General features: G+C 67.5%; 15 protein-coding genes. 8 read left to right on the forward strand and 7 right to left on the reverse strand.

What is annotated here, in order from left to right; translation table 11 throughout:
- Positions 1-2: 2 nt before the first annotated feature.
- From dsbE to ACTJJX_RS06695, 4 genes are read left to right on the forward strand one after another with little or no spacing between them, the layout of a single operon-like run.
- Positions 3-545 (forward strand): thiol:disulfide interchange protein DsbE, encoded by a 543-nt coding sequence (dsbE, locus tag ACTJJX_RS06680; protein ID WP_003083138.1) that lies wholly within the window; start codon positions 3-5, stop codon positions 543-545.
- Positions 542-1,009, forward strand: coding sequence for a cytochrome c maturation protein CcmH (ccmH, locus tag ACTJJX_RS06685; protein WP_003114292.1), 468 nt, complete (start codon positions 542-544; stop codon positions 1,007-1,009). The genes dsbE and ccmH overlap by 4 nt, the downstream gene beginning before the upstream one ends.
- A complete protein-coding gene (ccmI, locus tag ACTJJX_RS06690) occupies positions 1,006-2,229 on the forward strand; it encodes a c-type cytochrome biogenesis protein CcmI (protein ID WP_003083145.1) in 1,224 nt (407 codons plus the stop codon). The genes ccmH and ccmI overlap by 4 nt, the downstream gene beginning before the upstream one ends.
- A 26-nt stretch (positions 2,230-2,255) precedes the next feature.
- Positions 2,256-2,672, forward strand: a complete 417-nt coding sequence (locus ACTJJX_RS06695; protein WP_003087156.1) for a hypothetical protein — start codon at positions 2,256-2,258, stop codon at positions 2,670-2,672.
- A 3-nt stretch (positions 2,673-2,675) separates the two neighbouring features.
- On the opposite strand, the gene ACTJJX_RS06700 is transcribed toward ACTJJX_RS06695, so the two are convergent.
- Positions 2,676-3,482, reverse strand: coding sequence for a helix-turn-helix transcriptional regulator (locus ACTJJX_RS06700; protein WP_003083150.1), 807 nt, complete (start codon positions 3,480-3,482; stop codon positions 2,676-2,678).
- A gap of 200 nt (positions 3,483-3,682) precedes the next feature.
- Here ACTJJX_RS06700 and ACTJJX_RS06705 point away from each other — a divergent pair, with 200 nt between their 5' ends.
- Together ACTJJX_RS06705 and ACTJJX_RS06710 are read left to right on the forward strand one after the other, a co-directional pair.
- Positions 3,683-5,050, forward strand: coding sequence for an APC family permease (locus ACTJJX_RS06705; protein ID WP_016851828.1), 1,368 nt, complete (start codon positions 3,683-3,685; stop codon positions 5,048-5,050).
- A 13-nt stretch (positions 5,051-5,063) separates the two neighbouring features.
- Positions 5,064-6,164: a DmpA family aminopeptidase gene (locus tag ACTJJX_RS06710; RefSeq protein WP_016851827.1), complete on the forward strand. Its 1,101-nt coding sequence runs from the start codon at positions 5,064-5,066 to the stop codon at positions 6,162-6,164.
- A gap of 7 nt (positions 6,165-6,171) precedes the next feature.
- Here ACTJJX_RS06710 and ACTJJX_RS06715 read toward each other — a convergent pair whose 3' ends face one another.
- The 4 genes from ACTJJX_RS06715 to ACTJJX_RS06730 all read right to left on the reverse strand — a co-directional run bounded on the left by ACTJJX_RS06715 (position 6,172) and on the right by ACTJJX_RS06730 (position 11,203).
- Positions 6,172-7,587: a glycerol kinase gene (locus ACTJJX_RS06715; protein WP_003122935.1), complete on the reverse strand. Its 1,416-nt coding sequence runs from the start codon at positions 7,585-7,587 to the stop codon at positions 6,172-6,174.
- Between the two features lie 20 nt (positions 7,588-7,607).
- A complete protein-coding gene (locus ACTJJX_RS06720) occupies positions 7,608-8,846 on the reverse strand; it encodes an NAD(P)/FAD-dependent oxidoreductase (RefSeq protein ID WP_003114295.1) in 1,239 nt (412 codons plus the stop codon).
- Positions 8,833-10,242 carry an NAD(P)/FAD-dependent oxidoreductase gene (locus tag ACTJJX_RS06725; protein ID WP_016851826.1) on the reverse strand — a complete coding sequence of 470 codons (1,410 nt, stop codon included), beginning with the start codon at positions 10,240-10,242 and terminating at the stop codon, positions 8,833-8,835. Before ACTJJX_RS06725 ends, ACTJJX_RS06720 begins: the two co-directional genes overlap by 14 nt.
- 184 nt (positions 10,243-10,426) lie before the next feature.
- Positions 10,427-11,203 carry a DeoR/GlpR family DNA-binding transcription regulator gene (locus tag ACTJJX_RS06730; RefSeq protein WP_016851825.1) on the reverse strand — a complete coding sequence of 259 codons (777 nt, stop codon included), beginning with the start codon at positions 11,201-11,203 and terminating at the stop codon, positions 10,427-10,429.
- A gap of 346 nt (positions 11,204-11,549) precedes the next feature.
- Here ACTJJX_RS06730 and eutH point away from each other — a divergent pair, with 346 nt between their 5' ends.
- Both eutH and ACTJJX_RS06740 read left to right on the forward strand, forming a co-directional pair.
- On the forward strand, positions 11,550-12,785 hold the full coding sequence (eutH, locus tag ACTJJX_RS06735; RefSeq protein ID WP_003083171.1) for an ethanolamine utilization protein EutH: 1,236 nt from the start codon (positions 11,550-11,552) through the stop codon (positions 12,783-12,785).
- Positions 12,786-12,844: 59 nt separating this feature from the next.
- Positions 12,845-13,201, forward strand: a complete 357-nt coding sequence (locus ACTJJX_RS06740) for a DUF1937 family protein (RefSeq protein WP_003083172.1) — start codon at positions 12,845-12,847, stop codon at positions 13,199-13,201.
- 81 nt (positions 13,202-13,282) lie between these two features.
- Here ACTJJX_RS06740 and ACTJJX_RS06745 read toward each other — a convergent pair whose 3' ends face one another.
- Complete coding sequence (locus tag ACTJJX_RS06745) at positions 13,283-14,281, reverse strand: sulfate ABC transporter substrate-binding protein (RefSeq protein WP_003087175.1); 999 nt, start codon at positions 14,279-14,281, stop codon at positions 13,283-13,285.
- A 128-nt stretch (positions 14,282-14,409) separates the two neighbouring features.
- Positions 14,410-16,065 carry a mucoidy inhibitor MuiA gene (gene muiA, locus ACTJJX_RS06750; protein ID WP_003117788.1) on the reverse strand — a complete coding sequence of 552 codons (1,656 nt, stop codon included), beginning with the start codon at positions 16,063-16,065 and terminating at the stop codon, positions 14,410-14,412.
- Positions 16,066-16,143 lie beyond the last annotated feature (78 nt).

Below are 16,143 nucleotides of genomic sequence, written 5' to 3' on the forward strand. Positions count from 1 at the left end.
TCTTGAAACGAGCGATTCTGCTGCTGCCGCTGGGGATCTTCCTGATCGTCGCGGTGTTCCTCTTCCGCGGCCTCTGGCTGGACCCCAGCGAGCTGCCCTCGGCGCTGATCGGCAAGCCGTTCCCGGCCTTCGACCTGCCCAGCGTGCAGGACCCGGCCCGGCGCCTGACCGAGGCCGACCTCAAGGGCAAGCCGGCGCTGGTCAACGTCTGGGGCACCTGGTGCCCGTCGTGCCGGGTCGAGCACCCGGAACTGACCCGACTGGCCGAGCAGGGCGTGGTGATCTACGGGATCAACTACAAGGACGACAACGCCGCCGCCATCAAGTGGCTGAACGAGCTGCACAATCCCTACCTGCTGAGCATCAGCGACGCCGACGGCACCCTGGGCCTGGACCTGGGCGTGTACGGTGCGCCGGAAACCTACCTGATCGACAAACAGGGCATCATCCGCCACAAGATCGTCGGGGTGGTCGACCAGAAAGTCTGGCGCGAGCAACTGGCGCCGCTGTACCAGCAACTGCTGGACGAGCCGGAGGCCCGATGAAGCGTTTCCTCGCCACCGCGCTGCTCGGTCTCGCCCTCTGCGGCGTGGCCCGGGCCGCCATCGACACCTACGAGTTCGCCAGCGACGCCGAGCGCGAGCGCTTCCGCAACCTGACCCAGGAACTGCGCTGCCCGAAGTGCCAGAACCAGGACATCGCCGACTCCAACGCACCGATCGCCGCCGACCTGCGCAAGCAGATCTACGGCCAGTTGCAGCAGGGCAAGAGCGACGGCGAGATCGTCGACTACATGGTTGCCCGCTACGGTGATTTCGTTCGCTACAAGCCGCCGGTCAACGAGCGTACCTGGCTGCTCTGGTTCGGTCCGGGCGCCTTGCTGCTGTTCGGCGTGCTGGTGATCGGCGTGATCGTCCTGCGCCGCCGGCGCACCGCTGCCAAGGTGCAAACCACCCTGTCCGCCGAGGAGCAAGCGCGCCTCGCCAACCTGTTGAAGAACGACAAATGATCGATTTCTGGCTCGCTGCCGGCCTGCTGCTGCTGGCGGCCCTGGCATTCCTGCTGATTCCGCTGCTGCGTGGCCGTCGCGCCCAGGCCGAGGAAGACCGTACCGCCCTGAACGTCGCGCTTTATCAGGAGCGGATCGCCGAGCTGGCCGGCCAGCAGGCCGCCGGCACGCTGACCGCCGAGCAACTGGAGAATGGCCGCGCCGAGGCTGCCCGCGAACTGCTCGCCGACACCGAGGGCAGCGGCGAAGAGCGTAGCTCGCGCCTGGGCCGGGCGGTCCCGCTGGTCGCGGCGCTGCTGGTGCCGTTGGTCGCGCTCGGCCTGTACCTGCATTGGGGCGCCAGCGACAAGGTCGAGCTGGCCCGCGAATTCGCCCAGGCGCCGCACTCCATGGAAGAGATGACTGCGCGCCTGGAGCGCGCGGTACAGGCTCAGCCGGATTCCGCCCAGGGCTGGTACTTCCTCGGTCGCACCTACATGACCCAGGAACGCGGCGCCGATGCAGCGCGGGCCTTCGAACGCGCCGCCGAACTCAGCGGGCGGCAGCCGGAAGTGCTCGGCCAGTGGGCGCAGGCACTGTATTTCTCCGGTGGCAAGAAAATGACCGCGCAGATCAAGGCCCTGGCCGACGAGGCGCTGAAGGGCGACCCGGCCGAAGTGACCACCCTTGGCCTGCTCGGCATCGCCGCCTTCGAAGAGCAGCGCTACGCCGACGCCATCGGCTTCTGGGAGCGCCTGGTGTCGGTGTTGCCGAACGAGGACCCGGCACGCTCGGCGATCCAGGGCGGCATCCAGCGCGCCCGCGAGCGCATGACCGAGGCCGGGCAGACTCCGCCGGCGCCGGCCGCGCCCGCTGCCGCCGGGGTGACCCTGACGGTGAAGGTGGATATCAGCGACGCGGTGAAGGGCCAGGTCAAGGCCGACGACAGCGTGTTCGTCTTCGCCCGCGCCGTCGGCGGCCCGCCGATGCCGTTGGCAGTGAAGCGCCTGACCGTCGCCGACCTGCCGGCCGAGGTCAGCCTGAGCGATGCCGACGCCATGATGCCGCAGCTCAAGCTCAGCGGTTTCCCGCAGGTCGAGCTGGTGGCACGGGTATCCCGCGCCGGCAACGCCATCTCCGGCGAGTGGATCGGACGCGGCAAACCGTTGTCTACTGCCCAGTCGTCGGCGCAAGCGCTGACCATCGACGGCCCGGACCAGCCCCAGGCGGCCCGGCCATAACGACAATCGGTTGGGGAGGTGCGGCGGTGAAGGCGAAGTATCTGGGTCTGGCGATTCTCCTGGGCGGTCTCGGCGGGTGCGTGGTGCATCCGCCGCAGACCAGCGAACCGCCGGCCTCGCTGCCGCCGCAGAGCCAGCCGCAGCCCGGTCCGTCCAGCGCGCCCGGCGCCACCCCGCCGCGCATCACCCCGCAACCGCAGACTCCGGCGCAGCCCAGCCGCTCGCGTCCGCAGTTCGCCCCGCCGCCAGGCGGCAAGGGCGTCTGGGACGGCAGCCTGGGGGTCTACGTGATCCGTGGCGAGCGCGATCTCTACTACCGCCAGCGCACCTACTACCGGTGGGACGGCGGCTGGTTCTGGTCCACCAGCCCGCAGGGTCCATGGACCGAGACCGACGCTCGCGGCATACCGCCCGGTCTCAGCCGGCGCTACGCCAATCCATGATCCCTAGGGGTTCTCCGGGTCGTGCCCGAGCGACTGGATGAACAGCGAGAACAGCTCCGGTTGCGAGGAAATGTCCAGCTTGGCGTACAGGTGGCGCCGATGGACCTTGATCGTCTCCGGCGAGATCGCCAGGCGCTCGGCCATGGCCTTCGACGAGTAGCCGCGAAGGATCAGGCGGGCGATCTCCAGTTCCCGTTCCGATAGCACGCTGGCGCCGAAGTGGCTGAGGGCGTCGCGTATCTGCGTGGCCATCTCTTCCTGCGGTGCAGCCGGCAACAGGCGCTGGCTGCGTTGCTGCCAGTGCTGCTGCATCAGCGCCAGGACCCAGCTCGAGAGCAAGCCGAGCATCCCGCATTCCTCGTCGGCGAACATCCTCTGCATGCCCAGCGACAGCGACAGCGCGCCCTGGCCGGGCACCTGTAGGATGAACTGCACCTCGTCCTCCAGAACGTTGTCGTGGAAGTAGCTGAGGTAGTACTCGCTCTGCCGGAAATGGTCCGGGGCGATCTCCTCGAGGCGGTACAGGCCGCTGGCCAGGCCTTCCCGGCAAGCCTGGTAGAAGGGGTCGAGCAGGTACAGCCCGTTCAGGTAGGCGAGCATCGAGGCCGGCCCGGCGTGCGGTTCGGCGTCGTATTCCTCCAGGGCCACCGGCACGCCGTTGGCGGGGTAGAAGATCGCCAGGGCGTTGTCGAACGGCAGGTGCTGGCGCAGCAGCAGGATCAATTGCTTCCAGAAACGGTTGCCGCCGATCTGTTCGATGGCGCGGCCCAGGCTGGCGTGCATGCCGATGTCCCGGAACAGGGTGTGCATCCGTATTCGCTCCACGGTGGGTTTTCGCAGGCTCCGGTTTGCGGCTTTTCCACCCGCCGCGTCAAGGGGCGTAACCCCAAAGGGTGATTGGCCCGCCGGTTCCGCGCTCCTAGAGTCGGCGCATAACCAGCGCCCCGGCAAGGGGCCGCCGCGAGTCTCCGTTACTGCCTCAACTTCAATAACAATCAGAGGACAACGACATGAGCTCTTCCCCCGCGCCCGAAAGTGCGCTGAAACCCACGCTGGGCGTGTTCGACGTGGTCGCCATCACCGTTTCCGCAGTCACTCCCGCCAGTTCCGTCTTCGTCATCGCCCCCTTCGCCATCCAGCAGGCCGGCACCGGCGCTTTCTGGGCCTTCGCCCTGGCCGGGGTGCTGGCGCTGATGTTCGCCTGGTGCTATGCCGAGCTGGGCAGGGCGCACAGCACCGCCGGCGGCGAGTATGTCTACGCCAAGCGGGTGTTCGGCGGCTTGGCCGGCTACGCCACCTTCCTCACGGTGCTGGCGATGCTGCTGTTCATCCCGCCGGTGCTCGCCACCGGCGCGGCGACTTACCTGAACGCTACCCTCGGCACCCACTTCGATGCGCAGACCGTGGCCCTGGCGATCGTTGCCTTCAGCTACCTGCTGGGCATCCTCAACATCCGCGTCAACGCCTGGGTCACGGGTACCTGCCTGCTGCTGGAAGTGGCGGCGCTGCTGGTGATCGTCGGCCTCGGTTTCGGCCATGCACAGCAACCGGCGAGCGTCCTTCTGCAGCCGCAGGTAGTCGGCGACGGCGGGCTGCTGGCGATCGCACCCTGGGCATTGGTGATCGGAGCGGTCGGTACCGCGCTGTTCTCCTACAACGGTTTCGGCGGCGCGGTGCTGCTCGCCGAGGACATGAAGGACGGCGGTCACAGCGTGCATCGCGCGGTGCTCTGGTCGCTGGCGCTGGTAGTACTGATCGAGATCGTCCCGCTCGCCGCGCTGCTGATCGGCGCGCCGTCGCTCCCGGCGATGCTCGCCAGCCCCGACCCGATCGGCTACCTGTTGAACAGCCATGGCAACGAGACGCTGTCGCGCCTGGTCAGCGCCGGGATCTTCCTCTCGGTGTTCAACGCCATCGTCGCCATCGTCATCCAGAGCGCCCGGGTGATCTTCAGCAGCGGTCGCGACGCGCTCTGGATGCCGGCGTTGAACCGTGCCTTCACCCGTATCCATCCGCGCTGGGAATCGCCCTGGCTGGCCACGCTGTTCCTCGCCATTCCCTCGGCGGCGCTGAGCTTCAGCTCCAACCTGGCCGAACTGACCTCGTTCACCGTGTTGCTGATCGTCATGGTCTACCTGATCGTCGCCCTCTGCGCGCTGTTCAGCCGGGTGCTGCGGCGCGACCGCGAGCATCCCTACCGGATGCCGCTGTGGCCGCTGCCGGCGCTGCTGGCGGTGAGCGGGGCGGGATACCTGCTGCTCAACCTGTTCCTGGCGGCCTCGGCCAGGGACGTGATGATCATTGTCGGACTGCTGGCGGTGTCGGTGATTCTCTACTGCACCTACGGCAAGCTCAGTCCGGCGTTCCAGAAGCTTTGAAACAGGAGTCCGCATGCGCGCTCGACAACTTGGCATCACCCTCGGCCTGGGCACTCCCGGCCCGTTCAACGCGATCACCGACGTTCCCGGCGTGCGCGTCGGCCACAGCACCCTGAACCAGCGGATCGACGGCAGGCAGGTTCGCACCGGCGTCACCCTGGTCCAGCCGCGCGCCGGTGCGGCGCGCCTGCAACCCTGCTTCGCCGGCTGCCATGTGCTCAACGGCAACGGCGACGCCACGGGCCTGGAGTGGATCCGCGAAGCCGGCCTGCTGACCACCCCGATCGCCATCACCAATACCCACAGCGTCGGCGCGGTGCGCGACGCGCTGATCGCCGAGGAGCGCGCCGAACTCGGCGACAGCGGGCTGTACTGGTGCATGCCGGTGGTGATGGAGACCTTCGACGGCCTGCTCAACGATATCTGGGGCCAGCATGTCGGCGCCCGCCAGGTCGGCGAGGCGCTGGCCTGCGCCGAGTCCGGACCGGTCCGCGAAGGTTCGGTGGGCGGCGGTACCGGGATGATCTGTCACGAGTTCAAGGGTGGCATCGGTAGCGCATCGCGGCGGCTTCCGGCGGAGCAGGGCGGCTGGACGGTGGGCGCGCTGGTCCAGGCCAACCACGGCCAGCGCCGCGAGCTGCGGGTCGATGGCTATCCGGTCGGCCGCCGGTTGGGCGACATCCCCTCGCCGTTCAGCGAGGAAGGCACCCCGGGTATGGGCTCCATCGTGGTGATCCTGGCCACCGATGCGCCGCTGTTGCCGCACCAGTGCCAGCGCCTGGCGCAGCGCGCCTCGATCGGCATCGCTCGCACCGGCGGTGGCACCGAGGACTCCAGCGGCGACGTGTTCCTCGCCTTCGCCACCGGCAACCAGGACCTGCCGCCAGCCGACTATGCGCGCAAGGACCTGCCGCAGAGCACGCCGCTGCGGATGTTCAACAACGACCACATCTCGCCGTTGTTCGCCGCGGCGGCGGAGGCGGTGGAAGAAGCCATCGTCAACGTGCTGCTGGCCGGCGAGGACATGCGCACCGAGGACGGCCGGCTGGTGCCCGCGCTGAAGGGGGAGAGGCTCCTGGCGGCGCTGCGCGAGACCGGCTGGCCGGGACGCTGAAAGCGGCTCAGCGCCAGCCGCGGGTGCGCGCCACCGCTTCGCTGAAACGCACCTGCCAGCGCCGGGCGGTGCCGGCGTCGACCCGCGGCTGGAACTCCGTGCGGGTGTTGCGCGGCTCCGCCAGCTCGTAGCCGAGGCCACGCGCGGCAAGGGCGGCGCAACCGAAGGCGGTGAGTTCGTCGAAGCGCTGGGTGACGATGCGCCGTTGCAGGCTGTCGGATAGGAACTGGGCGAAGTAGGGGCTGCGCGCCAGGCCGCCGTCGATGGACAGGCGGTCGGTGACCTTCAGGTAGCCGTCCATCGCCTGGATCACCTCGGCGCTGCGCAGCACCACGCCTTCGAGCAGGGCCTGGCAGAGGTCCTCGCGGCGGGTGCCGGCGTCCATTCCCAGCCACATCGCGCCGGCGCTGCGGTCCCAGTGCGGGCATGCGAGTCCCGACAGGGCCGGGACGAAGGCCAGGCCGCGCTCGATGGCCGGCGGCCGGTCGAAGCCGGCCAGTTCCGAGAAGTCGCTGAACAGGCCGAGACGCCCGGCCCACTCGACCGCGGCGCTGGCGTCGTAGACCCCGCCGTCCATGGCGTACACCGGTTTGCCATCGATCTGCCAGGCGATGGTGGCGAGCAGGCCTGTCTCCGGCGAGCGGATGATCCGCTCGCCGCTGAGAGTCAGGGCGAAGGCGCCGGTGCCGAAGGTGATCTTCGCATCACCGGGCTGGCGGCAGCCGTGACCGTAGAGCGAGGCCTGCTGGTCGACCACCGAGGCCGTCAGCGGGGTGTTGCCGATCACCCCGAAATGGCCGACGGTATCGCGGATTTCCGGCAGGCACTCGATCGGCACGCCGAACAGGGCGCACAGGTCGGGGTCCCAGCGGCCCTCGGCGAGGTTCATCAATGCGGTACGCGAGGCGGTGGTGACGTCGGTGGCGAAGGTTCCGCACAAGCGGTCGAGAAACCAGGCATCGCTGGTTCCCAGGCGCAGGCGGCCTGCCTTCAAAGCCCTGCGAGCGGCCGGAAGGTGCTCGACGATCCAGCCCAGCTTGCTGGCCGAGAAATAGGCGTCGAGCGGCAGGCCGCTGCGTTCCAGGACCAGCGCCTCGGCGCCGCTGGCGCGTAGACGCTCGATGTGCGGGGTGGTGCGGTTGTCCTGCCAGACGATCAGCGGCGACAACGGCTCGCCGCTGCGGGCGTCCCAGGCCATGCAGCTTTCGCCCTGGTTGGCGAGGCCGATGGCGTCGACCCGGCCGCTGGCCTCCAGGCAGCGTTGCAGGTTGGCCAGCAGTTCCAGCGGATCGTGCTCGACCCAGCCGGACTGCGGATGGTGTTGCTGGTGACGCAGCGCCAACTGAATATCGGCGCTGCCGTCCTGGCTGGCGACCAGCACGCGGGTACTGGTGGTTCCCTGGTCGAGGGCGGCGATTCGCATGGTCGGTTCTCTTCGCGGGTTCAGTGGCCAGAGGTGAGGAAGGCGACTTCCAGGCGCCGGGTGTCCGGCGGCAGGCGCAGGGCGGCCAGCGGCACCAGCAGGCGGCGCTCCGGCAGGCAGGACAGGGCACGCTCCCACACCGGGCGACCATCGGCCAGGATCCGCAGGCGGCCGCTGGCGGCCTCGCTTACGCGTAGCTGCAGATGCGCCAGGCCGGGTGTCGGGTCGGCCAGCAGCCGCTGCGGCACGCACAGCTTGAGCGGACCACTGCAATCGATGGCTATGCCAGGTGCGGCACTCGGCAGTTCGGCCCGCAGGTCGGCGGCCAGCAGGCCGGCGATCCTTCGTCCCTCGCGGAACGACCAGCCGGCGGTCTCGATCGGCCGGAGCAGGTTGCCGGCGGCGAAATAGGCGGGGTCGGAGCAGCGGCCGAACTGATCGATGCGCGGGCCGCCGCTGGCCGGGTCCAGTTCCAGGTGGCTGAGGCGGACCAGGCTCGATTCGGGAACGAAGCGTCCGCTGAGGAGGATGCCGTCGCAGGCGATCCGTTCGACGCGCCCGTCGCCCAGGCGTACCCGCGCCGCCTCGACCCGGCCGCGGCCTTCGATCTCCAGCAGCTCGCTGGAGAAGTGCATCGGTACTCCGCACAGCCTGGGAAACAACGATAGCGGCCAACGCGCAGTGGCCCGTGCGTTGCGTTCGAGCATGGCCACCGGGCGGATGCCGGCACGCCGGCAACTCATCACGGCGGACAGGCTGACCAGCTCGGTGCCGACGATCAGCGGCCGTTCGAACGGCTTCAGGCCTTGCAGATAGAGATAGGCTTGCAGCGCGCCGGTATTGATCACGCCCAGTGGCCGGTCGCCGCCCAGCAGGCGCGCCGAGCGCGGCGTCTCGCGTGCGCCGGTGGCCAGCAGCACGCGTGTCGCGCGCAGACTGCGCGGGCCTTCCGGGGTGGCCAGTTGCAGCAGGCCGGCGGCGGCGAGAGCAACCACGCTATGGCGCAGGCGGATATCCACCCCGGCCCGTTCGGCCTGTTCGACGTTACGCTGTGCATAGGCCGGGCCGGTCAACAGGCGGCCGTGTTCGCGCAGGCCGAACGGCGGATGCGCGCAATGCCGGGGTATACCGCCGGCCTCGCCGTCGCGCTCCAGCACGCAGACCCGGGCGACGCCCTGGCGGCGTAGTTCGATGGCGGCTGCCAATCCGGCGGGACCGCTGCCGACGATGGCGACGTCGACCTGTTCAGTGATGCTCATGGCAACTCCCGGTGGCGAGGGGCTGGGCGAGGCGGCCGGCGCTCAGCTCGGCGACCCGCGCGTTGCAGTAGAAACCCTGGCAGCGTCCCATGCAGGCGCGGGTGCGACGCTTCAGGCCGCCGAAGTCGCCGGCTGGCAGCGGCCCTTCCAGGGCGGCGAGGATTTCCCGGCGGGTGACCATCTCGCAGTGGCAGACGATCTCGTCGTAGCCGGGACGCTGCCAATCGCGCGGCAGGTGTTCGGCGAGGTTCGGTACCTGTGGCCAGAGCGGCTCGCGAACCGCTTCGTGGAAGCGCTCGCCCTGGTAGAGACGATAGACGTGGCGTGCGATGCCCAGCGCCGCGGTGAGACCGGTGGAACGGATGCCGCCGACACTGATCCAGTTGCGTCCGTCGACCTGGCGGATGCGGTATTCCTTCTTTTCGCTGGCCGGTCGCAATCCTGCGTAGGTGGCGGTGACCGGCATGCCGCGCAGGCCGGGGATCCGCTCGACGGCGGCGTCGATCAGTCGCTGCAGGGTGTCGCTGTCGACCCGTGCCTGTTCGCGGTCGTCCTGTTCCTCGGCGGTGGGGCCGGCGAGCAGGTTGCCGAAGACAGTACGGGTGAATACCACCCCCTTGGTCAGCTCGTTGGGTACCGGTAGCAGGATGTGCCGCAGCAGCGCCGCGGCGGCCTTGTCGAAGACCACGAACTGGCCCTTGCGCGGATGGATGGCGAAGCTCGCCGCGCCGAGCAGGCGCTGTTCCAGTTGGTCACCGAAGAGTCCGGCGCAGTTGATTACCTGGCGCGCGCGCAGATCGCCGCGGCGGGTATGCAACAGCCATTCGCCGCCGTCGAAGGCGCCGTCCAGCACTTCGACGTCGAAACAGGCCTCGGCGCCATGGGCCAGCGCCTGTTGCAGATAGGCGAGCGGCGCGGACCAAGGGTCGACCAGATGTTCCCCGGGGACCCGCACCGCGCCGAGCACGTTGCCGGCCAACTGCGGCTCCAGCGCCAGGACCTCGTCGCGACCGACCTGGCGGACGTCATCGACACCGTTGCCGTGGGCCTGCTCGACGATAGCCGGCAGGCGCGCCAGATCCTCGTCGCTCCATGCCGCCACCAGGGCGCCGGTTTCCAGCAGCGGCAGGTTGAGGCGCGCATGGATGTCTCGGTATTCGCGATAGCCCTCCTGCATGCAGGCCAGTTCGATGCTGCCGGGCGGCGCGTCGAAACCGGTATGGAGGATCGCGCTGTTGCCCTTGCTGGCACCGGAGAGGATGTCGGTGCTTTTTTCCAGCAGGACCACCCGCGCACCTTCCAGGGCGAAGCGGCGGGCCATGGCGCAACCCACCACGCCAGCGCCGATCACTGCAACGTCGAAGATCGCGGTCTTTGTCGCAAGCGGCTCAGTCATCGTTTCTGCCTGTTTCTTTTGGTATCAGTTTGCTTTTTGACCGTAACACTGATTTTTCACACAGAATTCTATGTGAAATTTGTTGTTTTAATGTGGCAACTGAAAGAGAAACAGTCAATCGATTAATCGACGGGCAGCCACCGGCACAGCCCCGGCCTGTCTCCGGGGCTGCCCGCGAGGGGAGTCAGGCCTGCGGGGTGCGCAGGGGGGCTTCGTGGACTTCCACCCGCGCCTGTTGCAGGGCTTCCCAGAGTTCCCCGGTAGGCTTGCGGTCGACCACCAGGCGGTTGATCCGGCTCAGCGGGAAGACCTGGAACAGGGCGCGCCGGCCGAGCTTCGAGGAGTCGGCGATAACCGTCAGTTGGCGGGCCTGGGCGATCATGGCACGGGCGATCTCGGCTTCCTCGATGGAAAAATCCATGGCGCCATCGCCGTTCAGCGCGCCGACGGTGATCACCGCATGCTCGGCGTTGAACCGGGCGATCTGATCGATGGCCAGGGCGCCGACGTTCTGTTCGGATTCCGGGCGGTACTCGCCGCCGATCATGAATGCGCGGTTGCCGGAGGCGCCGACGCTGCCGGCGATCAACAGCGAGTTGGTGATCACCGTCAGATGGCTCTGGCGCGCCAGTTCGCGGGCGAACAGCAGGGTGGTGGTGCCGGTGTCGATGAAGATGCTGTCACCGCGCCCGAACAGGCCGGCGGCGTAGCGGGCGACTGCGCGTTTTTCCTGGGCGTGCTCGTTCATTCGCGTCTGGAAGGCGTTCTCGTGCTCGCCGCTGGGCGGCAGGGCGGCCCCTCCGTGGAATTTGCTGACCAGGCCTTGTTCGGCCAGCGCGGCGAGGTCGCGGCGAATGGTTTCCTGAGAGGTGGAAAGGGTCCGCGCCAGTTCGTCCACCGAGATCCGCTCGCGCTGGCGCAGCAATTCGAGAATGTGGCGGCGGCGTTCCTCGGGGCGCATCGTGTTCTCCCATGGGCCGCATCCTGGTGCGGCGATTGTTACCGTGAATCGCCCGGTAGCGCCTGGCGGCGCTGGGCGGAAGGGGGCGGGGCGAGGCTTTGCGCAGGCCCGGCGGAAAATCCCACAGGTCCGTAAGGCAGGTACGCTCTTGGATTGGCCGCCTACTTGACCGTATGGGTGACCAATTTAGGTAAAACGAACCTTCAAATCAACACGAAAACCAAATTGTGGCACGCGAAATGCGAGTGTTCGCTTCGGCGGAGCGACCGGCGTGGCCGGCCTCCCGACCAGACAACCAGAAGAACGCATCCCGCTACGGGAGCCTGCCGAGGGGAGAACGACGCAGATGGCCGAGTTCGGAAACTATGTGATTTACCTGATCATGCTGGGTGCGGTACTTGGCGCGCTGGCTTCCATCCTGCGCCCGGAAAGCGGTCTGGGCCGCGAGTTCGTCAACGGCATCCACGCCATCGGTCCGGTGTTCCTCGCCCAGGCCGGCATCATGGTAGCCATTCCCTATCTGTCGAAGGCGATTTCCCATGCCCTCGGCCCGTTCTTCCAGACCCTCGGTTCCGACGTATCCATCGCCGCGCTGTCGATCATCGCGGTGGACATGGGCGGCTACCAGTTGGCCGATGCCCTGACCGCCAACCGCGACATGTGGATTACTGCCATGCTGGTGGGCTACACCTCCGGCGCGACCATCGTCTACCTGATCCCGGTCGGCCTGACCATGCTCGAGCGCAAGGACCACAAGTACCTGGCGCTGGGGGCGATGGCCGGGTTGATCAGCATTCCGTTCGCGGTGCTGGCGGCGTTGCTGCTGATTACCCTCAACCACATCCCGGTGCGCGAACTGGTATCGACCGGTTCGCCGGCCCTGCACTACCTGTCGCTGGACTTCCTCGACATGCTTCGGCTGCTGGCGCCGCTGTTCGTCTTCTGCTTCCTGCTGGCCGCCGGCCTGAAGTACCGGGCGACGGCGATGGTCACCGGGTTCCTGGTATTCGGCAAGGTGATGGACGCGTTCATCAAGATGGCCCTGGCGCTTTCCATCGTCCAGCACTTCACCGGAGTCTTCACCAAGGTCTTCGGCGGCTGGGGCTTCGACCCGATGTTCGCCGACGAGAAAGAGTTGTTCCGCGCCATCGAGATCGCTGGCTACATCGGCATCATGCTGGCCGGGACCTTCCCCATCTGCTACCTGTTCCAGCGCTACTGCAAGCGCCCGATGGCGGTCCTCGGCCGTTACCTGGGGCTGTCCCAGCCGGGCGCCACCGCCTTTGTCATGGTACTGGCGAACATCATCGCCACCTACCACCTGTTCAAATACATGAATGCTCGCGACAAGGTGCTTTGCGTGGCCCTGGGCGTCTGCGCCCAGGCCACCATCGGCGATCACCTGGCATTCACCGCCAACTTCCAGCCGACGCTGATCCTGCCGATCCTGCTCGGCAAATTGTTCGGCGGCCTGCTGGCGGTATTCATCGCCATCCGCATCTCGGTGCCTGCCGCCGAGCGCTATGCGCGGCAGGAGCAGGAGCATGACGAGGCGGAAAAAAGCGCCCTGCACGCAGCCTGAAACATCCCCCGACGAGCGCCGCGAGCCATCGCGGCGTCGCTTTCCGCAACGAGGTAACCATGCGCAAGATATTCCTAGCCTGTCCCTACAGCCATGCCGACGCCGAGGTGGTCGAGCAGCGCTTCCGTGCCTGCAACGAGGTCGCGGCGACCATCGTCCGCGCCGGCCACGTGGTATTCAGCCAGGTCTCCATGTCCCACCCGATCAACCTGTGCCTGGCCGAGCTCGACCGCGCGGCGATCGGCAGGTTGTGGGCGCCGGTGGACGCCTTCTACATGGATCACCTGGAAGAGCTGATCGTCCTCGACCTGCCGGGCTGGCGAGACAGCGCCGGCATCCGCCGCGAGATGGAGTTCTTCGAGGCCGGCGGACAGCGGGTCAGCCTCTGGTCCGAGGTGGAGCACGAGTTTCGCTGAGGCGGCAGTGGCTGAACTGCAAGCCGAATGAAAAAGCCGGAAGCGCGAGCGCTTCCGGCTTTTTCGTCAAGCGGCGAGGGATCAGTTGGGGCTGTAGATCTGGTCGAATACGCCGCCGTCGATGAAGTGGGTCTTCTGCACGCTGCGCCAGTCGCCGAAGGTCTTCTCCACCGAGAAGAAGTCGACTTTCGGGAAGCGGTCGGCGAACTTGGCGAGGATCTCCGGGTTGCGCGGGCGCAGGTAGTTGTTGGCGGCGATGGTCTGGCCCTCGTCCGACCACAGGTACTTCAGGTAGGCCTCGGCCTGGGCGCGGCTGCCTTTCTTCTCGACCACCTTGTCGACCACCGCCACGGGGGGCTCGGCCTCGGCGGACACGCTCGGGTAGACCACCTCGAAGCCGCCTCGGCCGAATTCGCGGGCGATCATCTCGGCTTCGTTCTCGAAGGTCACCAGTACGTCGCCGATCTGGTTCTGCATGAAGGTAGTGGTGGCGGCGCGGCCGCCGGTGTCGAGCACCGGTACCTGCTTGAACAGCTTGCCGACGAATTCCTTGGCCTTGTTCTCGTCACCGCCGTTCTTCAGCACGTAGCCCCAGGCGGAGAGATAGGTGTAGCGGCCATTGCCGGAGGTCTTGGGGTTCGGCACCACTACCTGGACGCCGTCCTTGAGCAGGTCCGGCCAGTCCTTCAGGGCCTTGGGGTTGCCCTTGCGAACGATGAACACGGTGGCCGAGGTGAACGGCGCGCTGTTGTTCGGCAGGCGGGTCGCCCAGTCCTTCGGCACCAGGCCGCCGTTGTCGGCGAGGGCGTCGATGTCGGTGGCCTGGTTCATGGTGATGACGTCGGCGGGCAGACCGTCGATCACCGAGCGCGCCTGCTTGCTGGAACCGCCATGGGACATCTGGATGGTGATGTTCTCGCCTTTCTCCGCTTTCCAGTATTTCTGGAAGGCCGGGTTGTATTCCTTGTAGAAGTCGCGCATCACGTCGTAGGAGACGTTGAGCAGGGGCTGGGCGGCGTGAGCGGCGCCGCCGAGCGCCAGGCCGGCGGCCAGCAGGGAGGCGCTGAACAGTCGTTTCACAGGGCAGTTCCTTTGAGCATGTTGTAGTGGCTCGACTATAACGTCGGGTTATATGCAGGGTAAATATCAAAAACTGCTTTGCTTATTACCCGCTCGAGCCTATGCCGCAGCCGGCGCTTTGGCCAGCGCTAGTCGAGGCCGCTGACCGCCAGGTCCTTGGGATACTCCACGCTGAACTTCAGGGTGGCGCTGCGTTTCTCGCCGGGTTGCAGGGTCCAGTCCCACTTCAGCTTGCCGTCGTCCTCGCGCTTGACTTCCTGCGCCTTGGGTTCCAGCAAGGTGACCTGGATCTGCTCGTTGCGCGAGACCGGCAACTGGTCCTCGAACTGCACGCGTTCGGCGTTCTTGTGGTTGTTGCGCACGTCGATGCGGAATTCGTAGTTGACCCGCGTGCGGTTGCCGATCAGGCCGCTGCTGTCGGTATAGCGCTTGACCAGCTTGCGTTCGATGCCGATGCCCTCGTCGGCGCCCAGTGCCAGTTCGAAGCTCTCGCCGGGCATCACCCCGCGCAGATGGCCGCTGGCGACGAAGCTGTTGCCGAGAAAGGTATTCAGGGTGCCGGGGAGCAGCGGGTAGTCGCTGTCGTTGCGGGTCTCCGCCTCCAGGTAGGCGGTTTCGCGCAGGGCCGGGGCCGCCAGATAGCGCAGCTTGGCCGGCATTTCCAGGCGGGCGATGGTGACCTTCTGCGCGCTGCCGTCGCTGTTCAGGGTCGCCGGCACGGGGATGTGGAAAGAGGCGCTGGCGGCGCCGCTGCTGACCTCCGCGGTGGCGAGCCGCGCCTCGGCCAGCTTCGGCGCCGGGGCCGGCATGGCCATCTTCGCCGAGGTCCTGGCGATGGGAGCGGCTTGCGGCATGGGCGCCGGAACGTCCTGCATGGCCATCTCGGCACCGTAGTAGGCGTTGGGCGCGTCGATGTCGACGATCCAGGGATTCAGCCGCGGTACGTTGCCGCCCAGGGCCGGACGGGCGGTGGAGAGTGTCAGGTCGACGTCGGTCCAGTCTTCGCCGCTGCTCTGCCGGACCAGGCCCTGGTAGGTCAGTTCGATGGTCTTCGCGCCGTCGCGCAGGCGTGCGTCGTAGGTCGGCTGCCAGGAGGCGTCGCGCAGGGTGTAGTCGAGCTTCACCTCGACCTGTGCCGGTTGCTCCAGGGCGACCCGCAGGACCGCGCGCTTGAAGCGCTTGCCGTCGCCGTTGAGGGTGCCGCGCTGCTCCTGCAACTGCTGCTTGCGCTGTTCCAGTTCGGCGGCGCGGTCGTCCAGCTGGCGCTGCTCGGCGAGCAGGCGTTCGAGGTTGCCTTCGGTCAGTTGCAGCAGGCTTTTCAGCTCGTCGATGCCGGGCATGGGGCGATCCTTGCCGGGCTGGGTGCTGCCGCTCTGGATGTCGGCGAGGAACTTCTTCTGCGCTTCGAGCACGCTGCCGCGGTCATGGATTTCCCGTAGTTGCCGGTCTATCTCGCGCAGTTGCTGGTCGAGCTGCTGCACACGATTGTCGTCCGGGCGCTCGACCCGTTGCGCGGCGCTGCTGACGTCGAGCAGGGTGGCGGCGGCGCTGGCGCCGAGGGACGCGCGCAGGCTGGTGTCGTCGAGCTGGAAGGGCAGTTGCTCCAGGGCGATCTCATGCTGGCCCTTGGGCAATTGCAGGCGGGCGGTGCGGGTGACCACGGCACGGTCGGCGTAGACGGTGACCGCGCTGATGCGGCTGTCGACCGCTTGTGGCGCGGCCAGCAACGGAGCGCTGGCGAACAGGCCGGCGAACAGGAGCGGAGAGGCGGCGAGTCGATTCACGATATCTCTTCCTTGGGCGGATGGAGGGGCGAGGAACCCGTGCGTGCGGTCCCTTCCTGCTGCCTGAGACGCAAGCGC

The organism is Pseudomonas sp. 22490, assembly GCF_052044465.1.
GTDB lineage: Bacteria > Pseudomonadota > Gammaproteobacteria > Pseudomonadales > Pseudomonadaceae > Pseudomonas > Pseudomonas aeruginosa.

Bases quoted from the DNA above. Each gene is read 5' to 3' on its own strand.
- ACTJJX_RS06700 (WP_003083150.1), bottom strand. From the start codon at position 3,482: ATGCACACCCTGTTCCGGGACATCGGCATGCACGCCAGCCTGGGCCGC.
- ACTJJX_RS06710 (WP_016851827.1), top strand. From the start codon at position 5,064: ATGCGCGCTCGACAACTTGGCATCACCCTCGGCCTGGGCACTCCCGGC.
- eutH (WP_003083171.1), top strand. From the start codon at position 11,550: ATGGCCGAGTTCGGAAACTATGTGATTTACCTGATCATGCTGGGTGCG.
- ccmI (WP_003083145.1), top strand. From the start codon at position 1,006: ATGATCGATTTCTGGCTCGCTGCCGGCCTGCTGCTGCTGGCGGCCCTG.
- ACTJJX_RS06730 (WP_016851825.1), bottom strand. From the start codon at position 11,203: ATGCGCCCCGAGGAACGCCGCCGCCACATTCTCGAATTGCTGCGCCAG.
- ccmH (WP_003114292.1), top strand. From the start codon at position 542: ATGAAGCGTTTCCTCGCCACCGCGCTGCTCGGTCTCGCCCTCTGCGGC.
- ACTJJX_RS06725 (WP_016851826.1), bottom strand. From the start codon at position 10,242: ATGACTGAGCCGCTTGCGACAAAGACCGCGATCTTCGACGTTGCAGTG.
- ACTJJX_RS06740 (WP_003083172.1), top strand. From the start codon at position 12,845: ATGCGCAAGATATTCCTAGCCTGTCCCTACAGCCATGCCGACGCCGAG.
- ACTJJX_RS06705 (WP_016851828.1), top strand. From the start codon at position 3,683: ATGAGCTCTTCCCCCGCGCCCGAAAGTGCGCTGAAACCCACGCTGGGC.
- ACTJJX_RS06715 (WP_003122935.1), bottom strand. From the start codon at position 7,587: ATGCGAATCGCCGCCCTCGACCAGGGAACCACCAGTACCCGCGTGCTG.
- ACTJJX_RS06720 (WP_003114295.1), bottom strand. From the start codon at position 8,846: ATGAGCATCACTGAACAGGTCGACGTCGCCATCGTCGGCAGCGGTCCC.